Below are 15,018 nucleotides of genomic sequence, written 5' to 3'. Positions count from 1 at the left end.
AAACACCAGAAAAATAATTAAGGAGCATTTAACTGTGGGGAAAAAAATATGCGTAATCGGAGGGGGACGTTGGGGACAAAACCACATCAGAACTCTTTTTCAAATTGGTAACCTGGCGGGCATTGTGGAAACCAACCAGCAGAGACTGGAAGAACTGTTAGAGCCATATCCAGTAAAGGGTTTCACCGAACTTGATGATGCAATCCAGCAAGGTTTTGACGGATACATATTGGCCACTCCTGCTGAGACCCATTATCCTGTGGGAAAAAAGCTACTTGAAAAGGGCTTGAACGTACTTATTGAAAAACCAATGGCCCTTTCCTCAGAGCATTCCCGTCATCTTGTTGAGCTTGCAGGGCAAACAGGGGCCAGGCTTATGGTGGGGCATCTCTTACTTTTCCATCCGGCCATTAAAAAAATCAAAGAGGTCATCAAAAGCGGCAAAATTGGCCGGCTTTACTATATATACTCAACCAGGTTAAACTTGGGGACAGTCAGAACTGAGGAGAATGTTTTTTGGTCGTTTGCGCCTCATGACATTTCGATCTTGGATTATTTCATCGGGCGCCCCGCCACTAAGATAGAAGCTAAAGGAGCAAAATTCCTCCAGGATAAAATCTATGATGTGACAATAGCTCAGTTTACTTACCCGGGCAATGTGCATGCGCATATCTTTGTTTCCTGGTTACATCCCTTCAAGGAACAAAGACTAGTTGTGGTGGGCAGCCAGGGAATGGTATCTTTTGATGATTCTTCTTTGGACAAGAACATTCTGTATTATAACAAACACATTGATTGGGTAGAAGGTAAACCGGTTAAAGTAGAGCAGCCCGATGAAATCATCGTTTATGATAAAGCGATGCCATTGACTGAAGAGCTGAAATACTTTGTTAACAACCTTGATCAAAAAATTGAATTTGCCAGTGGAAAAACCGGGCACGAAGTGGTCAAAGTACTGGAAACAGTACAAGAGTTAATAAGTAAAAATGAATGAGATAGGAGTAAGAAGCAATGGCAGAGTATTTTGTACATGAAAGCAGTTATATAGATGAAGGTGTATCTATAGGCAATGGCACAAAGATATGGCATTTTTGCCACATCCAAAAAGGAACGCAAATAGGCGAGAAATGTTCTCTTGGTCAGAACGTGAATGTGTCGAATAACGTGAGGATCGGTAACGGCGTGAAAATCCAGAACAACGTTTCTGTATACGAAGGCGTTGAACTGGAGGACTACGTATTCTGTGGGCCGTCTTGTGTGTTCACCAATGACTTGACGCCGAGAAGTAAATACCCCAAAGGCAGCGCCGGGTACAAAAAGACGCTGATTAAATATGGCGCTTCAATCGGCGCCAATGCCACTATTGTTTGCGGTCATACTGTCGGCAGGTGGGCGATGATTGCTTCCGGTGCGGTTGTGACTAAGGATGTGCCGGACTATGCTTTGATGGCAGGGGTGCCGGCCAAACAGATATGTTGGGTATGTGAATGCGGCATGCCGCTGAAAGATGGGCTTAAATGCAAGGATTGCACTAGAGAGTATGTATTGGTGAATGGCAATCTGGAGGAGAATGAAATCGTGTAAAAAGAATACGTTGGTTTGAACATATTTCAATAAAATCGGCGTCATAATAACACCCCAATAAGATAAAGCACCAAATCATAAAAGGTGAGGACCAACTAAAATGCAATTTAGAGATTTAAAAGCGCAATACCAGGAATATAAAGCTAAGATTGATTCTGCAATACAGGAAGTGTTATTAAATGCCAACTTCATCGGCGGCAAAGATGTTGGTGAATTGGAATCGCAATTGGCAGACTATGTTGGCGTTAAACACTGCATCTCCTGTGCCAACGGAACCGAGGCAATGACACTTGTGGCGATGGCATGGGGTATTAAAGAAGGAGACGCGGTTTTCGTACCCGACTTTACGTTCTTCTCCACGGGGGAGATCGTTTCTTTTGAAGGAGCGACTCCAATATTTGTGGATGTAGACAGAGGCACTTTCAACTTAGACACGGCAAAACTGGAGAAAGCAATTCAGAAGACAATAGCGGAAGGAAAATTAACACCAAAAGTAATTATTCCTGTCGATTTATTCGGCCTACCCGCAAACTTTCCTGAAATAGAGAAAGTAGCGAAGAAGTATAATCTGTGGGTGCTGGAAGACGGCGCTCAGGGTTTCGGTGGCAATATTAATGGACGGAGGGCCTGCAGCTTTGGCGAAGCAGCGACTACTTCGTTCTTCCCAGCAAAACCGCTGGGATGCTATGGAGACGGCGGAGCTGTGTTTACCAATAATGACAAGCTGGCACAGCTTATCAAATCCCTCAAGGTCCACGGCAAAGGCGATAATAAATATGACAATGTGAGAATTGGCGTTAATTCAAGATTGGATACTATTCAAGCCGCCATATTAAAAGTGAAATTGAAAGCCTTCATTGACCATGAACTGGAAGATGTGAACAGGATATACCGGCTTTACAACGAAAGACTCAAAGGTGTTGTTGAAATACCTGTAATACCGGATGGGTTCTATTCAAGCTTTGCTCAGTATACCATCAAGTTGAAAGATAAAGAGCAGCGTGATGGTCTGCAGACCAGGCTAAAAGAGCAGGGTATTCCGAGCATGATTTATTATATTAAGCCGATGCATAAACAAGGGGCGTTTGCGGATTTAGAGTTTGATGAGAATAATTACGAAGTGACAAATGAACTTTGTGATGTTGTTCTTTCTCTGCCGATGCATCCTTATTTAAGTGAAGAGGATGTTGATGCCGTGTGTGATGCGATTAAAGCATATATATTATAATTCACTTGAGGAGATTGTAAATACAATGTCCAATTTGTTATCCGTGCTAAATGAAAAATTGAGGTGATCACACCATGCCCCAAATAGCAGTAATAGGCGCCGGCTACGTCGGCCTTGTATCCGGCGCAATTCTTTCAGACTTCGGCCACAATGTAACATGTGTTGACATTGACGAGGACAAGATCAACAGCTTAAAAAACGGTATCATCCCCATCTTCGAGCCGGGGCTTGAGCGCATAGTCAAGAACAACTACTACTACAAACGCCTTGACTTTACCACGGACATCCAGTCCGCCGTCCAAAACAACGACGTTATCTTCATCGCCGTCGGCACTCCCCCGGCGGACGACGGCAGCGCGGACTTGCAGTATGTGCTCGCTGTGGCAAAGGACATTGCCACCCATATGGACGGCTACAAGGTCATCGTGAACAAGTCCACCGTGCCGGTGGGCGCCGGCCAAAAGGTCAAGGCGGCGGTGCAGGCTATCCTTGCTGAGCGGGGGGCTGACTATGCCTTTGACGTGGTGTCCAATCCTGAATTCCTGCGCGAAGGCTCCGCTGTCCAGGACTTCATGCATCCCGACCGGGTTATCCTCGGCGCTGAAAGCGACCGGGCCATCAGCGTCATGAAGGAAGTTTACCGGGTCCTTTATCTCAACGAAACCCCTTTTGTTGAGACCAACATCGAAACCGCGGAGATGATCAAGTACGCGTCGAACGCCTTCCTGGCCATGAAGATCACGTTCATCAATGAAGTAGCCAACGTCTGTGAAAAGGTCGGCGCGGACGTGCAGAAGGTAGCCAAGGCGATGGGGCGGGACGGGCGCATTTCCCCGAAGTTCCTGCACGCCGGCCCCGGTTTTGGCGGGAGCTGCTTCCCCAAAGACACCAGGGCTCTGGTGAAAATAGCCCGGGACTGCGGGGAGTCCATATCTCTCGTGGAAGCGACAGTCGCTGCCAATGACCGCCAGAAGCTGAAAATGGTGGATAAAATTGCAGGCGCTTTGGGGGAGCTGAACGATAAAACCCTGGCTGTGCTCGGCGTGACCTTCAAACCGAACACGGACGACATGCGGGAGGCGCCGTCGCTGGTGATCCTGCCGGAACTGGTAAAACGCGGCGCAAAGCTCAAGGTATATGACCCTGCGGGCCGTAAAGAGGGGGACTGGCGTTTTGCAGGGATCAAGGACAGCCTCACCTGGTGCGGCAATGCTTATGAAGCCCTGGCGCATACCGACGCCACGGTGATCCTGACCGAGTGGAATGAATTCAGGAACCTAGATTTTGATAAATTTAAGGAAATCGGCGCCGGCGCCTATTTCTTTGATTTGAGGAACATTTACGATAAAAAGAGCATGGTCGAAAAGGGCTTCAAATACTATGGCGTAGGTGTTTAATGAAGAAGCTAAAATCAGTTGATGCTAAAAAGACATATTTGGTGACGGGCGCGGCCGGGTTTATCGGTATGCATCTCTCACAAAGGCTTTTGGAACAGGGCTGCGCCGTTATCGGCCTGGATAATTTGAATGATTATTACGACGTCCGGCTGAAATATGCCAGGTTGGATATTCTCAAGCAGTATGATCAATTCACCTTTTACAAAATAGATCTGTCTGAAAAGGAAACTCTTGAGACCCTGTTCACTGAGAACAGCATCGACGTGGTCATCAACCTGGCGGCGCAGGCCGGCGTGCGCTACAGCGTTGAAAACCCGCAAGCCTACATCCGGTCCAACATCGTGGGGTTTTTTAATATCCTGGAATGCTGCAGGCGCCACCCGGTGCGGCATCTTTTGTACGCGTCGTCCAGCTCTGTCTACGGCAACAACAAAAAAGTCCCTTTTGCCACGGACGATCCCGTTGATAACCCGGTCAGCCTCTACGCGGCCACCAAGAAATCCAATGAGCTGATGGCCTACACCTACAGCCACCTCTACCGGATACCCGCCACGGGCCTGCGGTTTTTCACCGTCTACGGGCCGTACGGCAGGCCGGACATGGCGTATTTTTCGTTTACCAAAGCGATCCTGGAGGATAGGCCGATCCGGGTGTTTAACAACGGTGACATGTACAGGGATTTTACCTATATCGACGACGTTGTCGGCGGGATCCTGCCTTTGATCGAGAACTCCCCCGTGCTCACCATGCCGGATGCCCCGTATAAGCTGTATAACATCGGCAACAACAAGCCGGAGAAACTGATGGATTTCATCGGGGCCATTGAAAACGCCGTGGGCAAAAAGGCGGTCAAGGAGTTTTACCCCATGCAGCCGGGCGATGTGTATCAAACCTACGCTGACGTGACGGATTTAGTGAGGGACGTCGGTTTTAAGCCAAGCACCAGTATCTATGAAGGCATCGGCAGGTTTGTGGCGTGGTATACGAGGGAGGAGGCCACAGTTGATTGACCAGACAGTTTTTCTTGGGTTATCAGAAAGTATATGGCAGGGCATCTTCGGTTTCCTTTCTACAATTATCGTTGCAGGAGCTGTAGGGTTTATTACAATTCATTGGTTGTCAAAGCAAGAAGCTTTGAATGAACGTGAAGGGAAAATTCTTAATGACCGAATAACCGCTTATCTTGAAATACTGGATTCAATGGCAAGAATCAACGAAAGAACCATTGTTCTGGATACTGAATTGGATATCCGTAGTGAATTAGATAAGTATGGGGTTGCGACACTTAAGGATAGACCTGCAGTAGAGTATCCTCCTTTCCTTGAGGGCAGAGAAAAACTTCAAACTATTGTTAAGTCACTTGACAGTTTTTATACCAACAAGCTCCATTTGGTAGGTCCTAAATCTTATAAGCAATTTATATATGTTTATCTGTATCTGTCAAAGCTTGATGGATACTACAAATATTTAATGACTACACCAATGCCTGATGGGACGCTTTTAGATGAGTCAACCACCGATGAGATTTTAAAAGAGTTTCTTCCAAAAGTCGGTATGGTAATAGACTTCGATATGGTAAAAATGCAAGCCGATTTTGAGCGTGCTTTAGTTGGTGAACTGTATAATTTAAGATCCTGCAGCAAACCTCCGTTTAAAAATGAAGAGGAAAAAGTCAGGTTCTTTTATGGAAAATTTCGCGAAACATTATATGCTGTGAATGAGATAGGGCTCTTTCGGATGCTAATAGATATAATTGCAGAGAAAACCGGTACTTCATTTGATATATTATGTAAGCATTTCAAAGCAAATGAGTATGTGGTGACACCATTCCTCCATGATCAGGAGGTGTGGCAATGAAGGTTTTATTTGAATACATATTTGGTTGGTTTTCACATGCGGCTTCGGAATTTTCAGCATTGCTGAATAAATTACCGGATTTTATGGTAGGAAACCTTATAGAACTACTGGGTGTCTTATTCGCGTCGGTTCTTGTTGCAATATTTTCAACATTATTTGTTGACAAGAAAAGAGAAATACAAAAGGTTAAAGCGCGGGTACTAGATTTGCGCCTTGAACAATATGATGCTATTAGGTCATTTGTTGAAGACCAGAGCAAGACGGCTGCATTTCCGGAAAACATTGATGCCGTGAAAAACAACTTTGAGATAAGCGGTTTATCTTTAAAGGATAATGAAAACTGTTATTCCAGTCAAGGAATAGCAACTGAGCAGAAAATTATTCAGGCTCTTGTTAAACTTGAAAATCTTACAATGAACGGTTTATATATCTTAGATGATGATGTTCTCGGCATGCTTTTACAAATCAAAATATATATCATGAATCTTAATATGTTTTCCATCCTTCTGCGTGGATATTATGAAAATAAGAAAAATATCAGAAAGAAAATCTTAGGAGATAATAGACGAGAAGAAAATAATGAAGACAGAAAAGAAGTTAAAATTGCAACCACTGAGGATATAAATCAGATTAGTGAATATTATTTTCTGCATCTTTCCATAGTTCTAAATAACGAATACCAGAATATGATTGATAAATTGCAGGAAATGGTTATTCATAAAGCTTCAAAACCAAGATTTGAGCGAAAGGAAAAAAATTATAGAAAAATAAAAACAAGGCAGCGTTTACAAAATAAGGCATTAGATAAAACAATTCTCATAAACAAATTTCCACAGTTGATACATGCATTGGCGTCATTAAGTTCAGCGTATTTTCAGGAATTCGAAGAACAGCGTGATAACACGTTAAAGGAATTTCTTGCTTATGCAGTTGATATTCTTGGGTGGCAAGAAGGATTGTCTGGGTTGTCCCCTTCAAAAACTAAATAAAAATCTACGGCGCCTGTCAACTAACTCAACTTTCGCATATTGAAAATTTCAGGCGTTTTTTAAATATCAAGGATAGAGAAGCACAAAAATGGTTCAAGAACGCATTGACCTGCTGTTCCGACAAAAATAAGAAATCAACCAAAGACTGCCTTAGAAGGTCAATTATCAGCAAGACTGCCTGAGTAAAGCTGATGTCCTGCATCTCATCGCAGCATATATAAAAAAGGTTGCCCAGTGTCCTGGGGGCCTGATTATTTCGTGACTCCAAAGAGAGCATCATATACCAGCTGCGTTCCTGATTTTTTTAAAGATAAGTTTTATATTGACAACTACTTAGAAAATATTGTAAAATAAATATGCACAAAAAAACAGAAAATAAATCTTAATGCCTATTGATTTGGTGATAATCATGACTGAGACAAGGCGTAAAAAAATTAAAAAGATATTTGATGATAACGGTCCTATTGTCAAGGCGTCCATTCTCCGAGAAAACAAGCTTTGCAGCAGAGATATCACAGAACTTATAGAAGCAGGTTTTGTTAAAAAACACAGGACTGGTTTTTATTCATGGGCTAGCTCTGACTATAACATGTCGGATATTGAACTGGCATCAAGTCTGGTTCCAAACGGAGTGATTTGCCTTTACTCTGCGGCAGTCCATCACGAGTTCACTACAATAAACCCTACCATAGTAAGTGTTGCCGTTCCATCCAGCACCGTTAAACCTCAATTGCCGGAGTATCCGCCAATTGAACTGTATGTTTTTAGCAAAACATTCTTTTCTCTGGGGGAAACCTCGGAGCAGCTTTCCTATACGAAAATCAGAATTTATGATCGGGAAAGAACTGTTTGTGACTTTTTTAGATTAAGGTATCAGTTGGGCGAAGATGTGGCTTTTGAGGTGCTAAAAAACTACATGGCACGCAAAAATAAAAATCTGCAAAAACTCATGGAGTATGCAGCCAGGCTTCGCATAAAAACAAAAATCAGACCTTATCTGGAGGCAATGCTATGAGCAAGGCGGATAGCATTAAAGCAAGGCTTAAAAATCTTGCTATTGCAAAGCAAGAACAATTTGATTATCTTTTGATGCTGTATTTTATTGAGCGGATCTTATATCGCCTATCCATCTCAAAGTATGGGGATATTTTTGTTTTAAAGGGAGGTTTGCTCCTTTATACTATCCTTGATGACAAGGCAAGAGCTACAAAGGATATTGATCTGCTCGCAAAGGAATTGGCAAGTACATTGGATGGTCTTCAACAAATTTTTAAAGAAATCTGCAGCATCGAAGCCGATGATGCAATTTACTTCGACACGGAAACAATCAGTGCGGAACGCATTAAAGAGGATGCCGACTATGAAGGTGTTAGAATAAAAGTTACCGCTTTTTTGGACAAGTCAAAAAAGATTTTGCAGTTTGACATTGGGTTCGGAGACGTAATCGTGCCCAAAGCAGTTGATATGGAGTATCCTTCTCTTCTTGATATGGATCTCCCAAGAATTAAAGCTTATTCCATGGAGTCAGTAATCGCAGAAAAGTTTGAGGCGATGCTTTATTTGGCTGAAGCCAACAGCCGAATGAAGGATTTTTATGATGTTTACATGCTTTGCAGAACCTTTGACTTTGATGGACGGGTGTTATATGAAGCCATAAATCAGACGATACAACGACGTGGGACACCTCTCTCCAAAACGCCGACGGTGTTTTCTGAAAGCTTCCAGACACTTAAAGATAAACAAATGCAATGGAATGCTTTTAAACGCAGAATTGGAACTAAAATTGATGCCAGCTTTGGTAGCATAGTTTTGCTGATTAAAATATTTCTTTTACCTATTTATGAATGTGTGCTGGGCGATAAGGAGTTTTTCGGCCAGTGGGACAAGGATGCTCTTGAGTGGATAAAACATTACGAGGAGAATTAATGAACACAGAAGGGTAGCCCAACAGACTCATAAACGAAAAAAGTTCCTATCTATGTCCCACCGCAAAAAAGGCAACCACAGTTTTCTCCGCCATTTTAAAGACCCCGGCCGCTTCGCCGTGGTCGCAACCCATAAGGGTGAAACAATACCGCCTGGAACATAGAGGGCTGCTCGCAATAGCTTAGAAATAGTTGGGTTGTTACCTGATTGCGAAGAAGTTGCTCTTGAGAAATAATAAAATTGAAGCCTATTTACAGGATGATTTTATTGAAGATTAGTATGCTAAATGACAAATTGAGGTGTCCAAACCATGCCCCAAATAGCGGTAATCGGCGCCGGCTACGTCGGCCTCGTCTCCGGCGCAATCCTCTCCGACTTCGGCCACAATGTAACCTGCGTAGACGTCGACGAAAATAAGATCAACGGCCTAAAAGAAGGCGTCATCCCCATCTTTGAGCCGGGGCTTGAGCGCATAGTCAAGAACAACTACTACTACAAACGCCTTGACTTTACCACGGACATCCAGTCCGCCGTCCAGAACAACGACGTTATTTTCATCGCCGTCGGCACTCCCCCGGCGGACGACGGCAGCGCGGACTTGCAGTATGTGCTCGCTGTGGCAAAAGACATTGCCACCCATATGGACGGCTACAAGGTCATCGTGAACAAGTCCACCGTGCCGGTGGGCGCCGGCCAAAAGGTCAAGGCGGCGGTGCAGGCTATCCTTACTGAAAGAAGGGTAGACTATGCCTTTGATGTGGTGTCCAATCCTGAATTCCTGCGGGAAGGCTCCGCTGTCCAGGACTTCATGCATCCCGACCGGGTTATCCTCGGCGCTGAAAGCGACCGGGCCATCAGCGTCATGAAGGAAGTTTACCGGGTCCTTTATCTCAACGAAACCCCCTTTGTTGAGACCAACATCGAAACCGCGGAGATGATCAAGTACGCGTCAAACGCCTTCCTGGCCATGAAGATCACGTTCATCAATGAAGTAGCCAACGTCTGTGAAAAGGTCGGCGCGGACGTGCAGAAGGTAGCCAAGGCGATGGGGCGGGACGGGCGCATTTCCCCGAAGTTCCTGCACGCCGGCCCCGGTTTCGGCGGGAGCTGCTTTCCCAAAGACACCAGGGCTCTGGTGAAAATAGCCCGGGACTGCGGGGAGTCCATATCCCTCGTGGAAGCGACAGTCGCTGCCAATGACCGCCAGAAGCTGAAAATGGTGGATAAAATTGCAGGAGCTTTGGGGGAGCTGAACGATAAAACCCTGGCCGTGCTCGGCGTGACCTTCAAGCCGAACACGGACGACATGCGGGAGGCGCCGTCGCTGGTGATCCTGCCGGAACTGGTAAAACGCGGCGCAAAGCTCAAGGTGTATGACCCTGCGGGCCGTAAAGAGGGGAACTGGCGTTTTGCAGGGATCAAGGACAGCCTCACCTGGTGTGACAATGCTTATGAAGCCCTGGCGCATACTGACGCCACGGTGATCCTGACCGAGTGGAATGAATTCAGGAACCTAGATTTTGATAAATTTAAGGAAATCGGCGCCGGCGACTATTTCTTTGATTTGAGGAATATTTATGATAAAAAGAGCATGGTCGAAAAGGGCTTCAAATACTATGGCGTAGGTGTTTAATGAAGAAGCTAAAATCAGTAGATGATAAAAAGACATACTTGGTGACGGGAGTGGCCGGGTTTATCGGTATGCATCTCTCGCAAAGGCTTTTGGAGCTGGGCTGCGCCGTCATCGGCCTGGATAATTTGAATGACTATTACGACGTCCGGCTGAAATATGCCAGGTTGGATATTCTCAAGCAGTATAATCAATTCACCTTTTACAAAATAGATCTGTCTGAAAAGGACACTCTTGAGACCCTGTTCACTGAGAACAGCATCGACGTGGTCATCAACCTGGCGGCGCAGGCCGGCGTGCGATACAGCATTGAACACCCGCAAGCCTACATCCGGTCCAACATCGTGGGGTTTTTTAATATCCTGGAATGCTGCAGGCGCCACCCGGTGCGGCATCTTTTGTACGCGTCGTCCAGCTCTGTCTACGGCAACAACAAAAAAGTCCCTTTTGCCACGGACGATCCCGTTGATAACCCGGTCAGCCTCTACGCGGCCACCAAGAAATCCAATGAGCTGATGGCCTACACCTACAGCCACCTCTACCGGATACCCGCCACGGGCCTGCGGTTTTTCACCGTCTACGGGCCGTACGGCAGGCCGGACATGGCGTATTTTTCGTTTACCAAAGCGATCCTGGAGGATAGGCCGATCCGGGTGTTTAACAACGGTGACATGTACAGGGATTTTACCTATATCGACGACGTTGTCGGCGGGATCCTGCCTTTGATCGAGAACTCCCCCGTGCTCACCATGCCGGATGCCCCGTATAAGCTGTATAACATCGGCAACAACAAGCCGGAGAAACTGATGGATTTCATCGGGGCCATTGAAAACGCCGTGGGCAAAAAGGCGGTCAAGGAGTTTTACCCCATGCAGCCGGGCGATGTGTATCAAACCTACGCTGACGTGACGGATTTAGTGAGGGACGTCGGTTTTAAGCCAAGCACCAGTATCTATGAAGGCATCGGCAGGTTTGTGGCGTGGTATAAAGAATTTTACCATACATAGGGAAAAAGCTAATGAGGTGTACACTCGAAAAAAAACAAAAGGAGTGGGTTTAAGCGTGCTTAAAAAAAGAAATGGCGGATTTGACGCAGTGCGTTTAACGGCGATAATGATGATGGTTGTCCTGCTCGTACCAACATTTTTCTTTGTCCCCGGCGTGAAGGAAGGTCTGGCGGCAGAGGCTTCAGGTAATACAATAAGCTTTAAGGACAGTAAACTTGAAAGCGCTGTCAGGGCAGCCCTGCAAAAGCCCTCCGGTTCCATAACCGGGGCGGATATGGCCCAATTGACCACCCTTGACCTGCGCGGTCTCGGTATCAGCAGTCTTGACGGCCTCGCAGCCGCCGCCAACCTCAGAAGTCTAAACCTAAACGACAACAATATTACCAGCATTGCGACACTGGCCGGTATAACCACACTTCAGAAGCTGTATCTCAACAACAATATGGTCAGCAGTATTTCCAGCCTGGGCAAACTCGGTGACCTGCAGGAGCTGACCCTCACCAACAATAAGCTTGATAATATCAAGGCTTTGGACAAGCTTGTCAAGCTCCAAAAATTGCACCTCAACAAGAATCAAATTAGAGACATTGCCCCGCTGGCGGGAATGACCGGCCTGAAGGAGCTAAACCTTAGCGACAACGCAATTAGGGACGTCGCAGCTCTTTCCAGGTTAACGGGCCTGCAGAAGCTCTATCTCAGCAATAACCAGATTTCTGACATTTCGTCCATCAGGGGCATGACCGGGCTGATCGAATTAAATTTGGGCGGCAACCAGGTAAGCGATCTTGACGCTCTGTCGGGGCTCGTCAATCTGCAGAAGCTTTTACTCAACAGCAACCATATTTCAGATATAGACGCTTTGTCCAATCTGAAATCGCTGCTGGAACTCAACCTCAGCAAAAACCATATTTATAATATAAAAAGCCTGAAAGGTATGCAGGATTTGCAAAAATTGAACCTCAGTTATAATGTTATTTATGACGCGGGTGTTCTCTCGACCTTGACGTCACTGCAGCAGTTGGACATTACCCGCAACAGTGTCGACTCAATAACTACAGCTGCAAGATTAGACAAGGTCGGCAGAAAAGAGACTATGAGATACACCTTCACAGCCGATCAGGTCCCTGATGGTTTAACAATGGACGATACGGTTTCTTTTCATGACGCCAACCTCGAATCAGCCGTGCGCAAGGCTTTAAAACGGTCAGAAGGACCGGTTACGGTGAAAGGTATGACTTCCCTGACCAGCCTTACTTTAACCAACCTGGGCATCTCCGACCCGGAAGGCCTTCAGTATGCTGTAAATTTGAAAAGCTTGAGCATGGGCGGCAACAAAATAAGCGACCTCTCTTTCCTGAAAATGCTCACCGGACTGCAAACACTGTATCTAAACAATAACCAGGTCGCGGATATCACCGTTCTTGGCGGGCTTGGCAACCTGCAGAATTTGAATCTGGGCGGCAACAATATTACCGATCTGGCCGCGCTGGAAAAGCTGGACAAGCTGCAAAGGCTCACCCTCAACAACAACCAGATCGAGGACATTGCCGTGCTGGGTGGTCTGACGGACCTGCAGGAGCTGAATCTGGGAGCCAACAAGATTGCCGGCATATCGGCCCTGGCGGGACTTGCCAAGCTGCAAAAACTCTATCTTACCGGTAACCTGATTACGGATATCGCCGCGCTTGGCGGCCTGGGGGATCTGCAGGAGCTGTATCTTGGCGGCAACAAGATTACGGATATATCCCTCCTGGGCCAGTTTGGCAAGCTGCAGAAGCTGGCGGTTAACAGCAATCAAATAGCAGACATTTCGGCGCTTTCCGGACTGACCGGACTGCAGGAGTTGAACCTGGGCGGCAATAAGGTTACGGACATTTCGCTGCTTGCGGGTTTAAAAAGGCTGCAGAAATTGTATATCAACAGCAACCAGGTTGCGGACATTGCCGTGCTGGCCGGCATGGATGACCTGCAGGACTTGAACCTTGGCGTCAATAAGATTTCTGATATAAAGGTCTTGGGGAATATGACAAAGCTGCTCAAACTCTCCATTAACAACAATGAGATCACCAGCTTTGCTCCTCTTGCGGGCCTGACGGGCCTGCAGGAATTGAATATGGGCGCCAACAAAAGCGATGACTTTTCCATCCTGGAGCAGCTGGGCGGGCTGCAGAAGCTGTCTTTGGCCGGCAGCCGGCTTTCCGGCATGGACTTTTTGCCTGAGCTGAGCTACCTCCGGGAACTGAACCTGGGCGGCAATAAAATCACGGATCTGGCTGGGCTGGCTGAACGGGTCAATCTGCAGAAACTTACTTTGAATAACAACCAGATCAAGGATATAGCTCCGCTGGCGGGGCTTACGGACCTGACCTATCTCAACCTGAGCAACAATAATATCGAAGATATCGCGCCACTGGTTCAAAACAGCCAAAACGGCGGTCTCGGCGAGGGGGATTCTCTCAACTTGTCCGGCAACCTGCTTGATCTCAGCGAGGGCTCACCGGCAACGGCTGCAATCGATCAATTGACTGCCAAAAATGTGCAGGTGACAAGTGATGAGCAGCGCGACAATGCTAACTAGGGTGTGTCACGGGGACGGGGTTCTTGACATAAGCTGAGACGGCAACGCATAATTCTAGCATTGAGGAAGTTCCGCTGGAAAGATTCCCTGCCCCTGGGGTATAATATCGTCAGGGGTGATAATTATTATGCCTATCTTAACTGCTTTTACAGAAGCAGCAATGCATGAAGCTAAATATAAAATTCTTGAGGACGGTACTTTTTGGGGGGAAATACAGTCCTGCCCGGGCGTGTGGGCTAATAAAGAAACGCTGGAGAGTTGTAGGGAAGTATTGCGAGAAGTCCTTGAAGAATGGCTTATTTTAAAACTTCTCGACCGCGATCCTCTTCCCAAAGTTGGTAAGATTGACCTTAATGCAGTGGTGGCTGAAGTATGAAACCGATAAGCAGTATTTCTATAAACGATTGGCAAGAAAAAGAAAGTTAACGCTCACCAAGAGAGACCGGGAAGTGTATAAGCCCCGGCCTTTCTGTGACTGCCACGGGGACAGTTCTCAAAGGGATCAATCGGAAGTTTTGTCGTATAAAGGATCATGAATAAATGAATATAAACCACTCGCTCGTACAAACCCTGTCCTGGCTTGCCGTGCTTTTCTGCATGCTGGCGATATATCTTCTTTCCGCGCAGCCGGCCGGCTTTTCCAAGGCCAATAGCAAAGGCATCGTAACCCGCGTGGTCGACACCACGGTAAAGCTTACCAATGCGATCTCCCTGGCCATATGTGTCGCCTATGGCGCAACTGAAAAGCCCAGCGGTAAAATGTCAAGCCCACTTTAAAAAAGAATTGGAAAAAATATTTCATTATGCGAGACAAAAGAATAT

General features: G+C 46.2%; 14 protein-coding genes. All 14 read left to right on the top strand.

The genetic code is table 11. The annotated features are described in order from the left end of the window. Window positions 1-34: 34 nt before the first annotated feature. The 14 genes from Psch_RS08670 (at window position 35) to Psch_RS08605 (ending at window position 14,973) form a co-directional block, all read left to right on the top strand. Window positions 35-994: a Gfo/Idh/MocA family protein gene (locus tag Psch_RS08670; RefSeq protein WP_190239896.1), complete on the top strand. Its 960-nt coding sequence runs from the start codon at window positions 35-37 to the stop codon at window positions 992-994. A 17-nt stretch (window positions 995-1,011) separates the two neighbouring features. Continuing rightward, window positions 1,012-1,584, top strand: coding sequence for an acyltransferase (locus tag Psch_RS08665; RefSeq protein ID WP_190239895.1), 573 nt, complete (start codon window positions 1,012-1,014; stop codon window positions 1,582-1,584). A gap of 100 nt (window positions 1,585-1,684) precedes the next feature. Continuing rightward, entirely contained in the window at window positions 1,685-2,812 is a 1,128-nt protein-coding gene (locus Psch_RS08660) for a DegT/DnrJ/EryC1/StrS family aminotransferase (RefSeq protein ID WP_190239894.1), read from the top strand. Window positions 2,813-2,886: 74 nt separating this feature from the next. Then, a complete protein-coding gene (locus Psch_RS08655) occupies window positions 2,887-4,209 on the top strand; it encodes a UDP-glucose dehydrogenase family protein (protein WP_190239893.1) in 1,323 nt (440 codons plus the stop codon). Continuing rightward, window positions 4,209-5,219 (top strand): NAD-dependent epimerase, encoded by a 1,011-nt coding sequence (locus Psch_RS08650; protein ID WP_190239892.1) that lies wholly within the window; start codon window positions 4,209-4,211, stop codon window positions 5,217-5,219. Before Psch_RS08655 ends, Psch_RS08650 begins: the two co-directional genes overlap by 1 nt. Next, window positions 5,212-6,066: a hypothetical protein gene (locus Psch_RS08645; protein WP_134219371.1), complete on the top strand. Its 855-nt coding sequence runs from the start codon at window positions 5,212-5,214 to the stop codon at window positions 6,064-6,066. Before Psch_RS08650 ends, Psch_RS08645 begins: the two co-directional genes overlap by 8 nt. Beyond that, window positions 6,063-7,055 carry a hypothetical protein gene (locus Psch_RS08640; protein WP_134219370.1) on the top strand — a complete coding sequence of 331 codons (993 nt, stop codon included), beginning with the start codon at window positions 6,063-6,065 and terminating at the stop codon, window positions 7,053-7,055. The genes Psch_RS08645 and Psch_RS08640 overlap by 4 nt, the downstream gene beginning before the upstream one ends. A gap of 409 nt (window positions 7,056-7,464) precedes the next feature. Then, a complete protein-coding gene (locus tag Psch_RS08635; RefSeq protein WP_153189542.1) occupies window positions 7,465-8,070 on the top strand; it encodes a type IV toxin-antitoxin system AbiEi family antitoxin domain-containing protein in 606 nt (201 codons plus the stop codon). Further along, on the top strand, window positions 8,067-8,981 hold the full coding sequence (locus tag Psch_RS08630) for a nucleotidyl transferase AbiEii/AbiGii toxin family protein (RefSeq protein WP_134219368.1): 915 nt from the start codon (window positions 8,067-8,069) through the stop codon (window positions 8,979-8,981). The genes Psch_RS08635 and Psch_RS08630 overlap by 4 nt, the downstream gene beginning before the upstream one ends. 310 nt (window positions 8,982-9,291) lie before the next feature. Next, window positions 9,292-10,614, top strand: a complete 1,323-nt coding sequence (locus tag Psch_RS08625; protein WP_190239891.1) for a UDP-glucose dehydrogenase family protein — start codon at window positions 9,292-9,294, stop codon at window positions 10,612-10,614. Beyond that, the gene (locus Psch_RS08620; protein ID WP_190239890.1) at window positions 10,614-11,618 is read left to right on the top strand and encodes an NAD-dependent epimerase; all 1,005 of its coding nucleotides are present in this window, start codon (window positions 10,614-10,616) and stop codon (window positions 11,616-11,618) included. Before Psch_RS08625 ends, Psch_RS08620 begins: the two co-directional genes overlap by 1 nt. Window positions 11,619-11,673: 55 nt before the next feature. Then, window positions 11,674-14,196, top strand: a complete 2,523-nt coding sequence (locus Psch_RS08615) for a leucine-rich repeat domain-containing protein (protein WP_190239889.1) — start codon at window positions 11,674-11,676, stop codon at window positions 14,194-14,196. A gap of 127 nt (window positions 14,197-14,323) precedes the next feature. After that, window positions 14,324-14,572 carry a type II toxin-antitoxin system HicB family antitoxin gene (locus Psch_RS08610; RefSeq protein WP_190239888.1) on the top strand — a complete coding sequence of 83 codons (249 nt, stop codon included), beginning with the start codon at window positions 14,324-14,326 and terminating at the stop codon, window positions 14,570-14,572. 164 nt (window positions 14,573-14,736) lie between these two features. Further along, window positions 14,737-14,973: a hypothetical protein gene (locus Psch_RS08605; protein ID WP_190239887.1), complete on the top strand. Its 237-nt coding sequence runs from the start codon at window positions 14,737-14,739 to the stop codon at window positions 14,971-14,973. Window positions 14,974-15,018: the final 45 nt, after the last annotated feature.

The organism is Pelotomaculum schinkii, from assembly GCF_004369205.1.
Lineage (GTDB): Bacteria > Bacillota > Desulfotomaculia > Desulfotomaculales > Pelotomaculaceae > Pelotomaculum_C > Pelotomaculum_C schinkii.
The sequence above is the reverse complement of the archived record's forward strand: the minus strand, read 5'-3'. Positions and strand labels throughout refer to the sequence as shown.